The organism is Methylosinus sp. DMC45 (genome assembly GCF_056313885.1).
The window spans coordinates 22,852-41,970 of sequence record NZ_JBQUZK010000049.1 but is presented as its reverse complement, the minus strand read 5'-3'; the positions used below and the strand labels follow the sequence as shown (position 1 = coordinate 41,970).

General features: G+C 65.7%; 12 protein-coding genes. 5 read left to right on the top strand and 7 right to left on the bottom strand.

The window, feature by feature from the left end; genetic code table 11:
* Positions 1-38 precede the first annotated feature (38 nt).
* Positions 39-7,343 carry an SDR family NAD(P)-dependent oxidoreductase gene (locus ACT53T_RS15900; protein ID WP_476161923.1) on the bottom strand — a complete coding sequence of 2,435 codons (7,305 nt, stop codon included), beginning with the start codon at positions 7,341-7,343 and terminating at the stop codon, positions 39-41.
* Between the two features lie 97 nt (positions 7,344-7,440).
* Complete coding sequence (locus tag ACT53T_RS15895) at positions 7,441-8,004, bottom strand: hypothetical protein (RefSeq protein ID WP_476161922.1); 564 nt, start codon at positions 8,002-8,004, stop codon at positions 7,441-7,443.
* A gap of 27 nt (positions 8,005-8,031) precedes the next feature.
* Between ACT53T_RS15895 and ACT53T_RS15890 the strand changes: the two genes are divergently transcribed.
* From ACT53T_RS15890 to ACT53T_RS15880, 3 genes are all read left to right on the top strand, one after another.
* On the top strand, positions 8,032-9,387 hold the full coding sequence (locus ACT53T_RS15890; RefSeq protein ID WP_476161921.1) for a glycosyltransferase family 4 protein: 1,356 nt from the start codon (positions 8,032-8,034) through the stop codon (positions 9,385-9,387).
* 86 nt (positions 9,388-9,473) lie between these two features.
* On the top strand, positions 9,474-9,824 hold the full coding sequence (locus tag ACT53T_RS15885; protein ID WP_400771280.1) for an antitoxin Xre/MbcA/ParS toxin-binding domain-containing protein: 351 nt from the start codon (positions 9,474-9,476) through the stop codon (positions 9,822-9,824).
* A gap of 8 nt (positions 9,825-9,832) precedes the next feature.
* Entirely contained in the window at positions 9,833-10,330 is a 498-nt protein-coding gene (locus ACT53T_RS15880; protein WP_476161987.1) for an RES family NAD+ phosphorylase, read from the top strand.
* A gap of 17 nt (positions 10,331-10,347) precedes the next feature.
* On the opposite strand, the gene ACT53T_RS15875 is transcribed toward ACT53T_RS15880, so the two are convergent.
* A complete protein-coding gene (locus ACT53T_RS15875; protein WP_476161920.1) occupies positions 10,348-12,474 on the bottom strand; it encodes a DNA topoisomerase in 2,127 nt (708 codons plus the stop codon).
* A 165-nt stretch (positions 12,475-12,639) separates the two neighbouring features.
* Here ACT53T_RS15875 and ACT53T_RS15870 point away from each other — a divergent pair, with 165 nt between their 5' ends.
* On the top strand, positions 12,640-13,686 hold the full coding sequence (locus tag ACT53T_RS15870; RefSeq protein ID WP_476161919.1) for an LLM class flavin-dependent oxidoreductase: 1,047 nt from the start codon (positions 12,640-12,642) through the stop codon (positions 13,684-13,686).
* On the opposite strand, the gene ACT53T_RS15865 is transcribed toward ACT53T_RS15870, so the two are convergent.
* The 4 genes from ACT53T_RS15865 to ACT53T_RS15850 are packed head-to-tail and all read right to left on the bottom strand — an operon-like array spanning position 13,665 to position 18,529.
* Positions 13,665-14,447 carry an ABC transporter ATP-binding protein gene (locus ACT53T_RS15865; RefSeq protein ID WP_476161918.1) on the bottom strand — a complete coding sequence of 261 codons (783 nt, stop codon included), beginning with the start codon at positions 14,445-14,447 and terminating at the stop codon, positions 13,665-13,667. The genes ACT53T_RS15870 and ACT53T_RS15865 overlap by 22 nt on opposite strands.
* Entirely contained in the window at positions 14,444-15,478 is a 1,035-nt protein-coding gene (locus ACT53T_RS15860) for a FecCD family ABC transporter permease (protein ID WP_476161917.1), read from the bottom strand. Before ACT53T_RS15860 ends, ACT53T_RS15865 begins: the two co-directional genes overlap by 4 nt.
* Positions 15,447-16,457: an ABC transporter substrate-binding protein gene (locus tag ACT53T_RS15855; protein WP_476161916.1), complete on the bottom strand. Its 1,011-nt coding sequence runs from the start codon at positions 16,455-16,457 to the stop codon at positions 15,447-15,449. Before ACT53T_RS15855 ends, ACT53T_RS15860 begins: the two co-directional genes overlap by 32 nt.
* 26 nt (positions 16,458-16,483) lie before the next feature.
* The gene (locus ACT53T_RS15850; protein WP_476161986.1) at positions 16,484-18,529 is read right to left on the bottom strand and encodes a TonB-dependent receptor; all 2,046 of its coding nucleotides are present in this window, start codon (positions 18,527-18,529) and stop codon (positions 16,484-16,486) included.
* Here ACT53T_RS15850 and ACT53T_RS15845 point away from each other — a divergent pair.
* Positions 18,516-18,890 carry a hypothetical protein gene (locus ACT53T_RS15845; protein WP_476161915.1) on the top strand — a complete coding sequence of 125 codons (375 nt, stop codon included), beginning with the start codon at positions 18,516-18,518 and terminating at the stop codon, positions 18,888-18,890. The two genes, ACT53T_RS15850 and ACT53T_RS15845, sit on opposite strands and share 14 nt — an antisense overlap.
* The last annotated feature ends 229 nt before the right edge of the window (positions 18,891-19,119 follow it).

The window sequence follows — 19,119 nt, the reverse complement described above, 5'->3', positions numbered from 1 at the left end:
TTTTTAAACCCCCTCTTCGACCCGCCCGTTTCGACGCCTCATTGGCGCAGCGCCAATTGCGCAATTCTCTGCATGCTCGCCGCGACGACGATCTCTGGATTGCCGGTCGCGCCGCGCGCCAGCTCGTCCAGGCATTCCTGCCGGCCCTGCTCGATCTCGAGCGTGCGAATGTCCTTGGATTCGTAGAGCCGGCGCAATTCGTCCGTGACCATGCCGCCGTTCCACGGCCCCCAATTGATCGCGACGACATGCGTCTTCGGCCATTCGAGGGTCAGCCGCGACGCGAGCTTGTTCAGCACCTCATTGGCCGCGCTATAATCGCTCTGGCCGGCGTTGCCGAAACGACCCGCGATCGACGAGAAGAACAGCAGGAAGCGCAGCCCTTCGGGACGCAGCTTCTCGATCAGCGTGAAGGCCGGCGTGGCCTTGGTCGCGAAGACGCGATCGAAGGAGTCGAGCGTCTTGTCGCGAATAAGGCGATCGTCCAGCACGCCGGCGCCATGCAGCACGCCGTCTATGCGGCCGAAGCGCACATACACATCATCGATGAGCCGGCCGAAAGCGTCGGCGTCGGTGATGTCGAGCGAATGATATTCGACGCGCGCGCCGGCCGCCGTCATCGCCTCGAGATTGGCGAGGATCTGGCGATCCTTCAGCATGCGCTTCCATTCGCGCTCGATCTCGACGGGCTTAACCTTCGGATTTTCGGCGCGCAGCCTGCCGATCAGAACTTCTTTCAGCGCGCTGGCGGAAAGTCGCCTTGTCTCCTCGGGCTCCGCCGCCGGCGCAGGGCTGCGCCCGACGAGGACGAGCCGCGGACGATAGGCGGAGGCGACCGCTCTCGCTATATCGGCGGTGATGCCATAGGCGCCGCCGGTCGCGAGCACGACGGCCTCGGGATCGAGACGCAGGCTCTCGATCTCGGCCGTCGCGGCGCTCGCCTGGCCGAGATCGAGCGTCCAGCGCCCGTCCTCGGTGAGGCCGATCTCGAGCGGCGCGGCGCGCAGGCCGGCCTCGATCATCAGCTCGCGCGCGATCACATCCGCCGCGAGCCGCGGATCGACGTCGATGCAGCGCACGCGCAAATCCCGCCATTCCTGCGCGGCGGATTTGGCGACGCCGAGCGAGCCCGCCGCGGCGGCCGAAAACCTTTGCTGTCGCCGCAGGCCGAATTGACCGTCGAGCGCCGTCACATTGACGAGCCAGCCGCCGCCGCGGCCGGCGCTATCCTTCAAATCGCCTTCGAACGTCTTGAGCAGCTGAAACAGATTGCGCGCGCAGGCGAGCCGGCGCCGATCGGAGGCGCCCTCGGCGTCGAGCCCGGCGAGGTTGAACAGCGCGCCGATGCGATGGCGCCCCTCGGCGAGACGCGTCGCAAGCGCCTTCACCCCTTCGGGATCGGCGAAGTCGATCGTCATCGCATCCGTCGCAAGCGTCGTCGTCTGGTCGCCCGGCAGCACGCGCCAGACCTGATAGCCGCGCGCCTTCAGCGCCGAGTCGAGCGCCGCGGCGATCGGCGTCGCCTCGCCGACGATGAGGATCATGCGCTCATAAGGATAGCCGTCCATCTCCGACGCCCGCGCGGCGCGCGGCGCGGGGAGGGGGGCGAGGACATAGCGAAGCGTTTCTTCGGAACCCACTGTCTCACTATTGGACTCCACCGTCCCCAGCGGGGACAGAGACGATGGAGCCTGAGATTTTTTTGCCGGTTCGGCTCCTTCCGCTTCCGCGCGGCGCGCATGCAGGCCGTCATACCATTCGACGACGGCGTTCAAAGTCTTGAGCCCTGCGAGCTCGTCGAAGATCGCTTCTTCGTCGCGCCCCTCCATGAAGGGGAAGCGATCCTTGAGCTGATTGAAAATCTCGATCCGCTTGATGGAGTCGACGCCGAGATCGGCCTCCATATGCGCGTCGAGATCGAGCATTTCCTCCGAATAGCCGGTGCGCTCGATCATTGTGGCGAGAAGCTCGGCCTTGAATTGCGCGGTCGGCGGCAATTCGGCCGATGCGCCCTCGGCTTTCGGGGCCGCGGCGCCATTGGCGCGCGCCGGCGCTTTCGCAATGGGCGCGGCCGACGCGCCATTGGCGGCCGCGAGAATCGCCTCCGGCAGCACAGGAACCGGCACGCTCGGCGTCAGCAGACGTTGCGGCGCCGGCGCGACGGGCTCGAGGCGCTGCGGCGCCTCGAACCGGGCCGGCTCCGGCGCAGGCTCCTCGTAAGACGCCGTCTCGGAGCCGACGAGGAGCCGCTCCTGCAGCGCGATGAAACGCTGCAGCGTCACCTGCTGCTCGCGCTGTAATTCGATGAGCTGCGTCAATTCGCTGCGCATCCGCGCCATCGTCGGCGGCGAGCCTCGCGGACTCGCCGCGGCCGGCGCGGGCTCGCCGGCTTTCGGCTCTTTGTCGCTCACCATTTCTCTCCTTCGATGCAAGATCGGCGTCGCTGCGACGCCATTCGATTCGACGGGCTTTCGAGGTCCGCTCGCGCCATTGACGGCGACGGGCGCGGGCGGCTTTTCGCTCGGAATGCGGATCGGCTCGGGCGCCGATTTTTTCTCGGCCGCCGTCGACGCCGGAGCGCGCCAAGGAACCGCCTTGCCGCCGCTGACGCGCCAGACCGAGGCCGGCGGATCGGCCGCCGCCTCGGCCTCGTCGAGCAGCGCTTGCAGCCTTGCTTCCGCGAAGCCGCGATGACGGAACCATTGCGCCACGTCTACCGGCAGGCCGAGCGTGATCGCCTGGGCGAGCAAATGCCCGAATTGCAGCCAGCCCGGACGCTCCGGCGCATCGACGGCGAGCGTCACATGCTCGCGCTTGCCGAGAATGCGATCGACGAGGCCGCTCAGAACCATTCCCGGCCCCGCCTCGATGAAGACGCGCGCGCCCGCCTCGTAGAGGCGCTCGATCTCCTCGACGAAGCGCAACGGCTCGGCGATATGACGCGCCAGCAGCGCCTCGATCTCCCGCGCCTCGCTCGGATAGGGAGCGGCGGTCGTATTGCCGTAGACGGGCAGCTTCGGCGCGGCGAATTCGATCTTCGACAAATCCGCGGCGAGGCGGGCCTGCGCCGGCGCCATTGCGGCGCAATGAAAAGCCGCCGTCACCGGCAGGCGCTTCGCGCGCAGACCCTGCGCGCGGAAGGCTTCGACCGCTCTGTCGATCGAAGCGCCGGCGCCGGCGACGATCGTCTGATCGGGCGCGTTGAGATTGGCGATCGCGACCTCGAGGCCGAGTGAACGGATCACTTGCGCGACGCGCGCCTCGTCGGCGGCGACGGCGGCCATCGTCCCGCCATCCGCCGCGGCGGCCTCGGCCGAAATCTGGCCGCGGATCTGCGACAGCTTCAAGAGATCGTCGCGCGAGATCGCGCCGGCGACGCAGAGCGCGACATATTCGCCATAGGAATGGCCGGCGACGAACTCCGGCGCGAGGCCGAATTCGGCGAGAAGATCATAGGCGGTGAGATCGGCGACGCCGAGCGCCGGCTGCGCGACGCGCGTGTCGTCGAGCTCCGCCTTGCGACGCTCGCGCTCCTCCTCGGAAAAGCTCGGCAGGGGAAAAATATATTGCGAGAGCCGCTGCGGCAGCGCGCCCGCGAGAGCCAGATCCGCGCGCTCGAAGAGGCCGTGGCTCGACGGGCGCGACATCACGAAATCGCTCAGCATGTCGAGCTTCTGCGAGCCTTGCCCGGGGAAGAGCATGCAGACGCCGCCGGCCGGCGTCTGTGCGCCGCGATCATGAAAATAGATCCCTTGCGGCGCTTTGATCGCGCGCTTGCCCTTGCCTTGGCGCAGGAAGAATTCGAGCTTCGATCGCAGATCCTCGACCGAGGTCGCGACGATCGCCAGACGGCTCACCGGCTCGCCGGCGGGATGGCGGATCGCCTGCTCGTCGAGATGCAGCGAATAGGCGAGCTGCCCGAGCGAGAGAAGGTCTGGATGGACGAGCCGCTCGAGAAGGCTCTGCGCCGCGCGCTCGACCTCGGCGCCGTCGGCGCGCGTCACCACGATGAGCTCGGCGGCGCGCGGCGTGAAATTCTCGACGTCGCTCTCGCGATAGCCGCCGTCATATTCCTCGAGCACGGCGTGGAAATTGGTGCCGCCGAAACCGAAGGCGCTGACGCCGCAGCGCCGCGGCTCATCGGGCGAGCGCGCGAGCCATGGCCGCGCGCGCGTATTGACGTAGAACGGCGTTTGCGCGAAATCGACGCGCGAGCTGGGCTTGTCGACGCCGAGCGTCGGCGGCAGCACGCGATGCTTCAGCGCGAGGGACGCTTTGATGATCGCCGCGAGGCCGGCCGTCACCTTGGTGTGGCCGATCATCGATTTGACCGAGCCGACCGCGCAGGACTGGCGCGCCGCGCCATCCTCGCCGAAGACCTGGGTCATCGACTTGATCTCGCATTTGTCGCCGACGGCCGTGCCGGTGCCATGCGCCTCGATGAGCGCGACGCTCGCCGGGCTCACGCCGGCTTTCTCATAGGCGCGCTGCAGCGCCAGCGCCTGGCCTCTATTGTCCGGCGCGGTCAGGCTGCGATTGCGTCCGTCGCTCGAGCTGCCGACGCCCTTGACCACAGCATAGATGTGATCGCCGTCCCGCTCCGCGTCCGAGAGGCGTTTCAGCACGATCGCCGCGACGCCTTCGCCGAGCACTATGCCATCCGCCGCATCCGAGAAGGGGCGGCACACGCCCGTCGGCGACAGCGCATGCGTCTGGGCGAAGGACATGAAGGCCATGCAGCCATTGGCGCCGTCTATGCCGCCGACCAGGGCCACATCGGCGTCATGCGACTGCAGCTCGCGAATGCCGGCGTCCAGCGCGGCGAGCGAGGAGGAGCAGGCCGCATCGACAGTGAAATTGGCGCCGCGCAGATCGAGGCGATTGGAGACGCGGCCCGCGGCCACATTGGCGAGAAAGCCGGGGAAGGAATCCGGCGTCCATTGCGGGAGCTCCTTTCCATGGAGAGAGGAGACGATATGGGCGCGCGTCTCCTCCGAGAGGCCGGCGACCTTCGGCAGATAATGCGAGAGCAGCGTGCGGAAGACATAGAGCGTTCCGAGCTCGTTCATCGCGCCGCTGGCAAAGATCGTCGCGGTGCGATCCTTGGGGAAGGGCCGACGATCGAAGCCGGCGTCGGCCAGCGCTTTGGTGGCGACATGCAGCGCCAAGAGCTGCACCGGCTCGATCGACGGCAGGCTCGCCGGCGGAATGCCATAGGCGGTCGGGTCGAAGGCGATCTCGTCGAGGAAGGCGCCCCATTTCGAATAGACGCGATCCGGCGCGCGGGCCGTGTCGAAGAAATCGCTCGGACGCCAGCGATCCTCGGAGACCTCGCGGAACATGCAGACGGATTGGACGATGTTGCGCCAGAAGGCGCGGGCGTCCTTCGCGCCGGGCATGACGCAGGCCATGCCGACGATGGCGATGTCCTCGCCCTTTTGTCGCGCGGCGCGCGCGCTCGCCGCCTCGGCCGCGATGCGCCGCTTCGCGAGCAGCTCGGCGGAGCCGCGCGAAACCTCGTCATGCAGCTCGGCGATGGACAGCGTGTCGCGACGCAGACGCGCGACCTCGCCCATCATATAGAGGCCTTCGCGGCGCTGCGCCTCGAGGTCGAGCGCGACATAGCCGCCGCTCTCGTCGAGGCCCTTCTGCTCGCCCTTATGCGCGAGGCCCTTGGATGCGATGCGCAGACGGCCGACATTGAGCAGCTCCAGCGCCACCAATATCTCCTCGTCCGACTTCCCCTCGCGGATAAGGCGCCGGCGCGTCGCGTCGAACTCGTCGCAGAAGGGCGTAGCGGCGCAGCGCGTGTAGAGGCCGACGCCCGATTGCAGAAGCGCCGTCTCCTCGCAGCGCAACGCTTGGTTCTGGAACTCCTCGAGGATCGCGCCGGCGCTCACCGCCTCGCGGGTGAAGAGATAGGCCGTGCCCATCAGCACACCGATCTTCATGCCGCGCGCCGCGAGCGGCGCGGCGAGGCAGGAGACCATCGCCGCCGACAGAGCGTCATGCACGCCGCCGGCGAAGAGAATCTGCACCGAGCGCGGATCGTCGATCTTGGCGTCGGCCAGAATCTCGATCGCGGATTCCCAAAGGACGAAGCTCGCGCGCGGGCCGGTATGGCCGCCGCATTCGCCGCCCTCGAAGATGAATTTTCGTGCGCCCTCCTTCAGGAAACCCTGCAGCAGGCCGGGCGAGGGGACATGAAGATAGGTCGAGACGCCGATCGCCTCGAGATCGCGCGCTTGGCTCGGACGGCCGCCGGCGATGATCGCGAAAGGCGGCTTGGTTTCGGAAATGGCCTCGATCTGCTCCTGGCGCAGCTCCAGCGGCGTGAAGCCCAGCATGCCGACGCCCCAGGGCTTCTCGCCCATGAGCGCCTTCGTCTGCGTGAGCAGCGCGCGCGCCTGCGATCCACGCAGCACCGACAGAGCGAGAAAGGGCAGAGCGCCGCCATCCGCCACCGCGCGGGCGAAAGGCGCGACGTCGCTCACCCGCGTCATCGGCCCCTGCACGATCGGATAGCGCGCTCCGTGAATGGTCGCGAGATCGGAGCCTTCGGCGAAAAGCGCCTCGACGCCCGGCGGCGCGGCCGTCTCCAGCGCCTCGGCGATCGCGGCGACGGCGCGCCCGGTCGAGCCATAGCGGCGCGCGAATCCGCCCGCGAAGGCGATGTCCTGACCCATTGGCAGAACAGGGTCTTCGCCCTGCGACGATCGGCGCAGCAGCGCCCGCCAATCTTCACCCTCGGCGACGGCGCGCTCCAGCGCGCGCAGCTTCTCCCTTCCGTGCCGGCTCGAAAGCCGCGCCATCGACGAGCCGTCGCCGATGACGACCGTCTCGCCGCCGTCGAGCCGGCTCCAGGAAGCGGCGAGAGCCGGCGCTCCATAAGGCCCTTCCTCGGTGAGCCAGAGCTGCTCGGAGAGCACAACGCCCGCAGCGCCGGCGAGCGCCGCCGCCGCGGCGCTGCGCGGCCCTATGCCGCCCTCCGCCCAGAAGGGAATGCGCAGCGCGCCCGAAAATTCCTGCAACAGTATGAAAGACGAGGATTTGCCGATCCGGCCGCCGGCCTCGGCGCCCTTTACGACGACGCCGTCGTAGCCCGCCTCCTGCGCCGCCAGCGCGCTTTCGAGATCATAGACCTCGAGAGCGACGAAGCGGGCGAATCGCGCCGCGCTCGCGCGGATCGCCGCGGCCTCTTCGCCGGAAACCCCGGCGACGACGAGAATATCGACATGGCCGTCCACCAGCCGCTCGAGCTCGGCGACGCTCGCCACGCTCGAAAATTGCGCGTCCCAACGCAATCCCCATTTTCCGGCCGCCGCCTTATCGCGAAGGCGCACGAGCGTCGCACGAAGCGCGTCGTGATCGGCGTCCGCACCAATGTCGAGAAGCCCGGAGCCCCCAGCCCGGGTGGCCGCAACGATAATTTCGGCGTTTCTACATCGGCTGGGAGAAACAGCCGCTACTCGCTCCATGTCTCAGCCCCATCCATTCGCGCACGAAGACGCAACATCCGCCATCGCAAAGCATTATTTCTTCAAACATCGAAGCCGATCGTCGCGCTTTCCTGGAAAGCAACGCCGAACCTGTGCGCCGCACCCAAAAACAAGGCAATATGCTCAAAAGCTCGGCTTCGAAAAGCCGGAGAGCAATTCTCCCTCCGGCCTCATGATCTACAATCCAATTCGATTCGATCTGCGTCGACGTGATGCAGATCGCGCCGGCACAGCCGCTCATCGACGCCTTCCCCAAAAGCAAGCTCTGCGCCATCCCTTTACGGGACAGGGCAAATTTGCCGGCGAAGCCGCCCGGAAGGATCGATCCTCGGTCCGTTGGAGACGTCGAAATCGACGCGCCGAGCCGGACCATGCGCAGATTTAGACGAAGATGCTGTGACTTGGCGCACATCCCGGTTTTCGATAATGATGATGATGTGGAGCGGACCGCGAGTCCGTCGCCTGATTGCGCGACGCGACGAAGCGTCGTCCTGGTCGATTTCAAGAAATTCATCGAGGAAGGGTGGCCCCCGTGACGTCACGCCCGAAATTCGCGATCGTCACCATAGGAAGCGGCTCCTATCTCGGCTCGACCGTCCATGACGCCACGCTGGCCAATGCGCTCCGCCGCCGCGGTTACGAGGTCGTCGTCTATTGGATGCTCGAAGAGACGCCCGAGCTTCTCGCCGAGGGAGTCGAGCAGAGAATGCTGTGCCACGGCACGCGCTATCAATTCTCCCGCCCTTCGGAATTCATGGACCGAGTCATCGGCCGCATCGCCTTTCGCCTGCCGCGGAAATTGCGGCGCGCCGTCGCCCAGGGCGTTCCGGGCTTCGTCGAAAATCTCATGCGCAATCTCGTGCGCTCGCTCTTTTGCTACGAGCGGACCGACGTCGCTCTCGCCGAGCGCCTCGCGCGCTTCATCGAGCAGGACGGCGTCACCCATGTCAAAATGGGTTTCGGCTCGATCGGCGCGCTGGCGCAGGAAGCGCAAAAGCGCACGCGCGAGCCATTCGATTATTTGGTGACGTTCCAGGGCGACGAGGAATTCGCGAGCCTCGCGGAAGCCTGTGGCGTGACCGATGTCTATCGCCGCCGCGTGGACGAGGCGGTGCGAAACGCGCGCTGGCCGGCGATCGTCCTCAGCCGTCATTATGCGTCGCGTCTCGTCGATGATCTTCGTCTCGACGGTTCTCGTCTCGAGGTTCTCTATTGCGGGATCGAGCCGCCGAAGCAAGGGACGGCCCCCGATTTCTCGATTCTGACGGAGACCTTTCCGCGTCTGCGGCGCGATCTTCCGATCGTCGCCTTCGTCGGCCGCCAGGAGAGCGAGAAGGGCATCGACCTGCTTCTCTATGCGGCGAAAATTCTTCTCTCCCGCGGGCTCCGCTTTCAGCTGGTCGTCTGCGGCGCCACGGCGAAAGGCCTCGCCTATCGCGCCGCCATTCGGGATATTGTGACGCATCTCGGCGTCGATCTCCATCATTCCGGCGCCATCTCGATTGCGACGCGCGACGCTCTTTTCGCGCATTGCCGCTGCGCCGTATGCCCCTCGATCAATGGCGAGCCCTTCGGGCTCGTCGTCGCCGAGGCGATGAGCCTCGGCGCTCCGGCGGTCGTTCCCGATTATGGCGGCGTCGCCGAGGTGGTGGACGATGGCGTCCGCGCCGGCGGATTGATCTTTCGATGCTGGGACAGCGGCGATCTCGCGCGGCAGCTCGAACGCCTGCTGACCGACGACGCGCTGCACGCCGAGCTCGCCGACAATGCGCCCCGCGTCGCCGCGCGCTTCTCGACCGAGAATATGGTCGACGGCTTTCTCGCGCATATCGGCCTGCGGGAGAAGGCCGAGCCGCAAATTCTCCATGAGGACGCGACGAGCCTCTAAAAAAGTGCGAAAGCAGGCCCATTGAACGCCGCTCATTGTGACGCTATATTGCGTCATAATATTCGGCTTCCAGCGGAGGCGGAGCAATGAGCCTGGCTCGATATGCGGATGACGGGATTTTCGCGCCGCGCAAGATCGCGGACATGCTCCGCACCTCCAGCGAAGAGATCGCCCGCACCGCCGGCCTGGGCAAGGACGCCGTGCAGCGGGCCGGCCGGCTTCGCTCCGACAAGACGCAGCGTCGCCTGCGGGAGATGGTCGAGATCCTCAACAAGGTCGAGCCGCGCTTCGGCTCGGCGCTTCTGGCCTATGCCTGGTACCGCTCGGAACCGCTCGCCGGCTTTTCCGGCTTCACCGCCATGCAGCTCGTCAAGAGCGGCCGGGCGGATGAGGTGCTCGATTATGTCGACGCGGTCGATGCGGGCGTCCACGCCTGAGCGCGGCCATCGCCTATAGGGGCAAGCTCTATCGAGCGCTCAATCCCGTCTATGCGCGCGAGCCGCTCTCGGGCTACGGGGCGGCGCTGCATGGCGGCCGCTTCAATCCCAAAGGCGTTCCCGCGCTCTATTGCTGCCTCTCCATCATGACCGCCATTCGGGAGGCCAATCAGGTCGGCAATCTGCAGCCCACCACGCTCGTCTCCTATGACGCCGATCTCGAACGAATATTCGATACGCTGGATGCGACGGCGCTCGCGAGCGAAGGCATGGACGCGGCCGCGCTGGCGGCTTCGACCTGGCGCGACGAGATGCGCGCGAGCGGCGAAGCGAGAACGCAGAGCTTCGCCCGGCGCTTGATCGGCGCGGGCTATTGCGGGCTGCTGGTTCGCAGCTTCGCCCCGGGAACGCGCGAGGACGATCTCAACCTCGTGCTCTGGTCATGGGGAAACGCCCCTCCGTCCTATCTGGCGCCGATCGACGACGAAGGTCGCCTGTCGAGGTGACGCGAAAGAAGCGGACGCTATCTCGCATGCTCGTCGAGAAACTTCCGGCAGGCGTCGAAGTCCTGTCGATAGCCATCGGGCAATTTCACTTTTTTGGCTCGCGAGAGATTTTGCGCATAGGCGACCATTTTCTCGGTCGGCGCTTTGGCGCGCCCAGCGCTCTGCTCGACGGCCTCCTGCGATGCGGATGACTTCGCCTTGGACGCGCGCCGCCGCGGGCTCGCGCTCTGCGCCGCCGCGGGGCGAGCGTCGGTGGCGCCGCTGCGGCGACGACGTCCCGATCGACGCGCCGGCGGCGGCGCCGTCAGCTCGACCTTTCCATCCGATTTTCCGACCAGCGCCTCGATCAGCTCCTGCGCGGCGGCGGCGACGCCATCGATGACAGCATGATAATCAGCCTTTCCGACGAGAATCTCGTCGAGGCGCATCTCCCACAGAGCCGTCGTCGCGGGATCGACGAGCGCGGGCGCGGCGCCCCGCAGCAGCTCGAACAATTGCAGTCCGGCCGGCGTCGGCAGCACCAGCTTGCCATCGGCCGTCAGCAAATTCTGCCGCTTCAATCCCTTGATGATCTCCGCCCGCGTCGCCGGCGTGCCGATCCCCTTGGCTTCCTTCAGCCGGTCGCGAAGCCCGGCGTCATCGACGAAGCGCCATGCATTCTGCATCGCATCGACGAGCGTGCCTTCATTATATCGAGGCGGCGGCTGCGTTCTCTTCGCCTCGACGCGCGGCTCGGAAAGGGTGGCGCTCTCGCCGTCGCGGAGCGGGGGCAGCGTCTGCTCTGCCTCTGTCTCGGCGTCCGGCTCGTTCGCCTGATAGATCGCCTTCCAGCCGAGCCGCAGCGGAATCCGCCCGACAGCGCGAAACTCGGCCGCGCTTCGGCCCGTGATCGGAACGGCCATTGTGACGATGGTCTGCCGATATTCGTAATCGGGCATCACGGCGGCGAGATAGGAACGGCAGATGAGCGCGAACAGCCGCTTCTCATCCTCGTCGAGACGCGCCAAGCGGACTTCGAGATCGTCCAGAACATTGACATTGGGCACGACCGCATGATGCGAGACGCCTTCCAGCGCCTTGTCGCAGAAATGGCCGGACTTGCCGCGTCGGATCACGGGAGCGGCGATCTCCAGCCGCGCGAAGCCGCGCAGGCGCGTCAGCGCGGCGACGATCGCCGGCGCGTCGCCGATCTGATTTTCGCTCAGATAGCGCGCTTCCGCCCGCGGATAGGTGATGAGCTTCTTGCCATCGCCATCATAGAGCGCCTGCGCCACGGACAGCGTCTTGTCGGCCGTCCATCCCCAGCGCTGGCCGCAGGTCTTCTGCAAGGATGGGAGATCGAAGAGACGCGGCGGCGCCTGCCGCTTTTCATCGACGACGACGCCGAGAGGCCCCTGATGGCCGTCGGAGGCTCTGGCGATCGTCTCGGCCTCGGCGCGCGTCTTGATCCGCGCCTTGGGCGCCGGAGCATGGCGCATCGAAAAGCCGCCGCCTGCGACGCTCGCTGTCGCGACGACCTCGAAATAATCCTCGGGCCGAAAATTGCGGATCTCCAATTCGCGAAGGCAGACGATCGCCAAGGTCGGCGTCTTGACCCGGCCGATTCCGATCACGCCGCGAACGCCGGGCGAGAGCAATGTCTTCGTCGCCGTCCGCGTCAGCGACAGGTTGAAGATTTGATCGGCCTGCTGGCGCGCCACCGCCGCCTCATAGAGCGGGCGCATGTCGGCGTTGGGCTTCAGCCGGGCGAAAGCCTGCTGCAGCGTCTTCGGGTCCTGGGCAGTGAACAGAGCCCGCCGCACGCGCCCGCGATAGCCGAGATGATCCAGGATTTCCTGGCCGATCAGCTGCCCCTCGCGATCACAGTCGGTCGCGAGTATCACATCGTCGCAGGCGGAGAGCGCCGTCGCTATGGCCCGGAGCTTCGCGGATTTGTTGCCTTGCGTGGCTTCGCGCGTCGGATAGAGCCCGTCCGGCTTGAGGACAACGCAGGACCAGCGCTTCCAGACGGGGTTGATCTCCTCGGGCTCGGCCAAGCGAAGCAGATGGCCCTCCGCCGGCAGAATCTGCCCGAAGCGCGCGCCGAGCGCCGCGCGAAGATCTTTCGCCTGACTGGCCTTTTCCGTGATGATCAGTGTCGCCATGCGCCGATGCCGAATCGAAGAGGGTTTCAGCGTAACGCATTTGCGAGAACGAACAAAGAACAAAACGCCACCCGCGCCCATGAGCGAGAACATCCGCAAAATCCGTTGTCGCGACCGCGTCAGCGATATATATCGAGCTGACATAGCGTTAGCGGGGGCGCGTCAGTGAGCCACGAGGAAAAAGTCGGAGCGCCGAAGCGCTTTCGTATTGGTCTTTCGGGCTGTGGCGGCGGTCTCGAATCCGTGTCGACATCGCAATTGCTCGCGCTCGCCGAACACGTCGAGGCGCTCGGCTTCGATGCGATCTGGATCAATGAGGAGCATTTTCAGGGCAGCATCATCGAGGTCGAGGGCCGGCGCTGCCACTCGCCCATCGCGCTCGCCGCCGCCATCCTCGCCCGCACGAAGCGCCTGCGCGTCGGCTTCTCCGTGCTGCTGCTGGCGCTGCATCATCCCATACGCCTCGCCGAAGAGATCGCGACGCTCGATGTCCTTTCGGACGGCCGCGTCGATTTCGGCGTCTCGCGCGGCGGCAATGGCCGCTATCTCGAGGCCTATGGCGTTCCGGCGGAGAATGTGAACGCGCTGTTCCAGGACAATCTCGCGCTCATTCGACGCGCCTGGACCGAGGAGAAAATCACGATCGGCGAAAGCGCGCTCTCCGTCGAGCCGAAGCCCATGCAGCGTCCGCATCCGCCGATCTTCATGGGCACCTATACGGATGAGACCGCGGCCTGGGCGGCGCGCGAGGGCCATTCGCTCATTCTGCACGGCATCACCAGCATGGCCAATCAGCGACGGCTGCTGAAGGCCTATGTCGAAGCCGGCGGCGACCCCGCACGCGCGCCATTCGGACGCTTCGTCTATGTGAGCGAGACCGACGAAAGCGCGCGGGAAGAGCTGTGGCCGACGATCGAGAAGCTGACGACGCGGCTTCGCGGCTTCGGCCTCTTCAATCGCAAAGGCGTCGTCGCCGAGGCGGATCTCGAGCCCGAGAATTTCTATCGCGACATGGTCGTCGCCGGCTCGCCGCAGACCTGCGCGCGGGCTTTTCTCGCGCTGCACGACGAGCTCGGCGTCACCTATGTGAATGCGCTGAGCGCCTTCTTCGGCTTTCTGCCTCTGCCTCTGCTCGAGAAGTCGCTCGCTCTGCTGGCGCGCGAGACGCGGCCGCTCGTCGAGGCCGCGCTTCAGGAGAGATCGGGGACGTAGCCGACGACGCCTCTTTCCTCTGTGTCCGCCAGCCTCAGCAAAGGCGCGCCATAGAGCCGGCTCATCGAGCCGAGATCGCAGACCGCCTCGGCGCGCCCCTCGGCAATCACGCGGCCGTCCCGCAAGAGCGCGACCCGCGCCTTCAGATTGAAGGCTTGATCGGGCAGATGCGTGGTCATGACGACGCTCTTGCCGCCAGCGGCGAGCTTGCGCATCAGATCGAGCACGCGGCCTTGATTTCCGAGATCGAGGCTCGCGGTCGGCTCGTCCATGACGATGATCGGCGTGTCCTGCGCGAGAGCGCGCGCGATCAGAGCGAGCTGCCGCTCGCCGCCGGAAATCTGCGTGAAGGGCTTGCTCGCCAAATGCTCGACGCCCGTGTCGACCAGCGCGCGCCGCGCAATCTCGCGGTCACGGAGCGAGGGCGATCCAGCGCCCTCCATATGGGCGGAGCGGCCCATCAGAACCATCTGCTCTACCGTGAAGGCGAAGGCGCTATGGCCGGCCTGCGGCACATAGGCGATGCGGCGCGCGACCTCGCGCCTCGGCAGGCGGTCGAGATCGTCGCCCAGCACGCGGACGCTTCCGGCGTGTGGCGCGGCGAGGCCGAGCAGGCAATGGACGAGCGTGCTCTTGCCGGCGCCATTGGGGCCGAGCAGCACGAGCGTCTCGCCGGCTGCGAGCGCGAAAGAGATCGCGTCGAGCACGAGCCGCTCGGCGCGGCGGAATGAAAGACCCTCGATCGCGATCGCCGGCGTCATGACCATTGCTCGCTGCGGGCGCGAATGACGAGAAAGAGAAAGAAGGGCGCGCCGATCACCGCGGTCATGACGCCGAGCGGAATCTCGATGACGGAGGCGGAGCGCGCGACATCGTCGACGCCGAGCACGAAGAGCGCGCCCAATGTCGCCGTCGCGATCATGACGCGGCCGGGCTCCATGCCGAACAGCATGCGCGCGATATGCGGCACGAGCAGGCCGACCCATCCGACGATGCCGGCGACGCAGACCGTCGCCGCCGTCATCGCCGTCGCGCAGAGGATCACGATGACGCGCAGCCGCGCCACATCGGCGCCGAGCGCCGCAGCCTCGTGATCGCCGAGCGCGAGAAGGCTGATGCGCCATCGCAATGCGAACAGCATGGCGCCACCGAGCATGACCGGCGCCGCCGCCGTCGCCGCATCCGCGCCATTGGCTTTGGCCAGGCTCCCCATCAGCCAGAAGGTGATGGTGGCGAGTGTGTCGACCGGATCGGCGACATATTTCACCAGCGAGATCAGCGCCTGAAACAGCGCCGACATCACCATGCCGCACAAGACGAGCGTGATGAGCGAATGGCTTTTGACGCGGCTGGCCGCGAGATAGGAGGCGCCGACAGCGGCGAGGCCGCCGACGAAAGCGGCCGCCTCGACGGCGATCGTCGAGAGATGAAGCAGCAGCGCGAGCGAGGCGCCGAAGCCGGCGCCGGCCGAGACGCCGAGCAGCGAAGGCGAGGCCATGGGATTGCGGAAGACCGTCTGATAGGCCGCGCCGGCGATCGAAAGACCGGCTCCGACCATGACCGCGGTCGCGATGCGCGGAAGACGCACCATGAAAATAATGGTCTGCGCCGTCGCGCCGCTCGGCGAGCCATCGCCACGGCCGATGAGCGTCTCCACGACAGTGGCGAGCGACAATGGATAGCGGCCGAGCGCGAGCGAAACGAGTATCAGCGCGCAGAGCGCGAGCCCCGAGGCGAGCAGCAGCCCGCGTCCCTCGCCGTCAGCGGCCAGTGGAGCCCGCCAAAATCTCATCGATCTGCTCTTTCGAGAGAGAGACATGAAAAAATCGCTCGTAGAACGCGGACATTTCGCTCTCGAGCATCGCCCGCGAAAATTTTTCGGGATGAATGATCGAGGCCGCCCAGAGCACGGAGAGCGGCTGCTCGATCGTTCGATTCGCCCAGAGATGCGCGCCGGCCGGCGCGACATGCACGCGGCCGCTGCGCACGGCCGAGACGTCGCGCAGACGCGGCTCGGCCGCGACGAGCTCGGCCTCGCCGCGATCGGCGACGATCAGCGCTTCGGGATTCCAGGCGATCAATTGCTCGAGCGAGAAGGTCACGCTCTCCTCCGCACGCCCGTCGGAGGTGACGCTGCGGCCGCCGGCATGCGGAATCCACCATTCGGCGATTCTATGCGGCTGCGTGAGACGCCGGTAGTTCACATAGAGCACGCGCGGCCGCTTCGACTCATCGACGGAGCCGAGCGTCGTTCCGATCCGCGCCAGAGTCTCATCGAAATAGCGAACATAGTCTTCGGCGGCTTTTTTCTCGTCGAGAATAGCGCCGAGCAGCGTCATCAACGCCTTGACGTCCTCCGGCTCACGCCATTTCAGCAAGAACGCCGGCAGTCCGAGCGCCAAGAGCTTATCCGTCGCGCTGCGATCCATGGTCAACACGAGATCGGGCCGCAGCGCGACGATATCCTCGACCGCGAGACCGCTCGAGGAGCTCTGCAGGATCGGCTTTTTTGCGAGGTCCGGCGCGAAGACGAATTGATATTTCCGCGCCAGCTCGCGTGGCAAGCCATTTACGATCGACTGCTGCCGGCCAAAAGCGAAGAGAAAGCCGTTCAGAACCGGCACGGGTCCCACCGTGACGATGCGGGCGACGTTCTCCGGCAGAGTCACGCTTCGCCCGTCCATGTCGACGATCGTTCGACATTCGCCCGCCGCCGCCGACGCCAAAAGCGCCAGAGCGAGGCAAAGGATGCGAGCCAATTGCGACGGCATGGGCGGGCCTCCGCTCGTTGTTTTTTTCAGAAGGACGCCGAGACGCCGGCGAAAATCGTCCGCGGCGCGCCGACATAGTATGAGGTGCTGCTCAGATTGGTCTCGTTCACCGAGATCGCGCTGATATAGCGATGATCGAAGAGATTGGTGATCCCCGCCGAGACGGTCATCGGCGTGAGGCCGAGCTTCGTGCCGAACTCATAGGAGGCGTTGATATCGACGATGGCGTAAGGGCTCACGGCTTGTGAATTGTCCGCGAGGCCATAGCGCGTGCTGTTGAACCGAATGACGGGCGTGATCTCGAAACCGTCGCGATGATAGGTCGCAGCGAGCTTGGCCTGATAGCGCGGCGTGTAGGGCGTCTGCTTGCCGCCGATCTGCATCACCGATGAGGAGCCGGCCTGAATATTCGCCACATAGGTCTCGGAGGCGATCGTGGCGCTGCCCGTGAGCGTCAGCCAATCGGTCGCCTTCCAGATCGTCTCGAGCTCGAAGCCGCGGCCGACCGTCGCGGCGTTGCTCTGATAATAGCTCTGCCCGACGGCGGGATCATAGACGAGCACTTCCTTCTTATGCGTCCAGAAGCCGAAGAAGGTCGGCGCGATCGTCAGATCGCCGGTCTCATAACGAAGGCCGACATCGACCGCATCGACGGTCGCCGGCCGAATGCGACCCATGAGCGAGGCGAGCGTGATTCCCTTGGCGAGATAGGCGGCTTCGGCGCCGAGGAAGGAGCTCGCCTGCGGTCCCCAATCGGGGCGGGCGACCTTGCGCGAATAGCTCGCATTGGCGCTCCACTCCTCCGAGAGGCGATGGCGCAGGCCGAAATTGGGCAGCCATTCGGAATAGGCGAGGGCAGGCGCCACGCCATTCGCATCGGGCGTCGGAAGATAGCTCCAAACATCCGAATAGGTGACGTCCGGCAGGCCTTTCGCGTTGAAATATTGCAGATGCGGCGAGTTCTCTATGTGCAGGCGCAGCCCGCCGGAGACGGTCGTAGCGTCGAAGGTCTGCGTGTATTGCGTGTAGGGGCTGAAGAATTGATGCGTGCCGCTCGTCGCGAGCGACGACCAGCTCGAAAAATTCAGGGATCCGATCGGGGTCACCGTATAGAGCTTCTGATGCAATGGCGGCGGCTCCGGCTCCGCCGACTGGCTCCAGAAGCCGAGCGCGAAATCGGCGTCCCACGGCAGATGCTTCTTATATTCGATCGTGCCGCCCAAATTATAATTGCTGATCGGCCACAGCCGCACGCTCGCGCCCGATGTCGTTTCCTGATAGCCTGTGTTGCGCCAATAATAGGGCTTGAGAACGATCGATTGCGTCGGGTCGATGCGATAGGCGATCTCCGCGAATATCGCATTGGTGACGTAACGCGTGCGATTGAACGCATAATAGCTCGCGTCTATCCCCGATTTTCCAGTGAAGGCCGTATTATAGTCGAAGAAAGCCGTCGCCGCGAGATTCTGCGTCTGGACGAAGGTGAGGGGCAAATAATTATTCGCCTTCTGGTCATTGTGCACGCCATAGACGGAAACCTCGAGCTGGTCGCCCAGCGATTGCGTGAGGCCGAAGGCGACATTCTTGCGCCGCGCATCGCCATCGCCCTTCCATTTCTCGGCGTCGGAAATGGATCCAGAGACAAAGAAGGCGGTTCCCGTCGGCAGCCGGCCGGAGTCGATGCGCGCGAAGGTGCGGTGGAAGCCGTTCGAGCCCGCGCCCTGCGAGATGGTTCCGCTCAGCTTCTCCTTGGGCGCCAGCAAATTGAGGTCCAGCACGCCGGCGGCGTTGGAGAAACCGAAGCCCTGATTGGCGGGAATGCTTCCGCGATAGAGATCGACGCGGCCGATGTCGTCGAGGTCGAACAGATCGGCGCCGCCGACGATGCCTTGAATCGGCAGCCCATTGATGGTGCGCGCCAGGAAAAAATCCGAAACGCCGCGCACGGTGATGCTGCGATTGAAGGAGAGGCCATAGGGATCGGCCGAGTCCTCGATCACGCTCGGCATCATGTCGAGCACTTTATACGAGCTCGCCTGCGCCGGGCCGCCGAGGACCTTGATTCCTTCCATCGTCACCGAGCTTTTCGGCGTCGGCGCATTGTCGGCCGCCGGGCCGCTCAGCGCATCGCCCGGGCGAGCGGCCCGAAATGGCGAGTCGGAGGCATTGGCTCGGTCGTTCCGCGGCGCGGCGACGGCCCCGATCTCGATCGGCGGCAAGGTCTCCTCGCTCTTCGCCGGGACGGCGGAGGCGGCGAGGGCCAGCAGCGACACGCCATATAACCGCGATAGCGTCAGTGGACGCAGCGGCATTTCTCGATTCATCTTTATATCCCCAGCCTTCGGCCCAGCCCACATCATTTATGTAATTATTTTATATATCAAAAATCGCGGCCGCGTCCACGACGGCCGCGCGTTTTTTCAAAAATTGTGATGTATTTGCAACAGCTTGCTGCGACCCGAGGCGTTTCGCTCCGTAAACCGGCGTTCTGCCGCATGAACGATCAGCAAAGTCGAGCCCAATGCATCGCCGGCGAGCGCGTGACGAATTGGAGCGAAAGCGACGCGATTCGGCCGATGACGGGCGCTGCGGCGGCCGCGGCCTCGCCATAGCGCGAGCCTTTGGGTGAGGAGGCGAGATGGGGCCGACGTCGCCCGACGAA

Bases quoted from the DNA above. Each gene is read 5' to 3' on its own strand.
- ACT53T_RS15885 (WP_400771280.1), top strand. From the start codon at position 9,474: ATGAGCCTGGCTCGATATGCGGATGACGGGATTTTCGCGCCGCGCAAG.
- ACT53T_RS15875 (WP_476161920.1), bottom strand. From the start codon at position 12,474: ATGGCGACACTGATCATCACGGAAAAGGCCAGTCAGGCGAAAGATCTT.
- ACT53T_RS15865 (WP_476161918.1), bottom strand. From the start codon at position 14,447: ATGACGCCGGCGATCGCGATCGAGGGTCTTTCATTCCGCCGCGCCGAG.
- ACT53T_RS15860 (WP_476161917.1), bottom strand. From the start codon at position 15,478: ATGAGATTTTGGCGGGCTCCACTGGCCGCTGACGGCGAGGGACGCGGG.
- ACT53T_RS15855 (WP_476161916.1), bottom strand. From the start codon at position 16,457: ATGCCGTCGCAATTGGCTCGCATCCTTTGCCTCGCTCTGGCGCTTTTG.
- ACT53T_RS15850 (WP_476161986.1), bottom strand. From the start codon at position 18,529: ATGGAAGGAATCAAGGTCCTCGGCGGCCCGGCGCAGGCGAGCTCGTAT.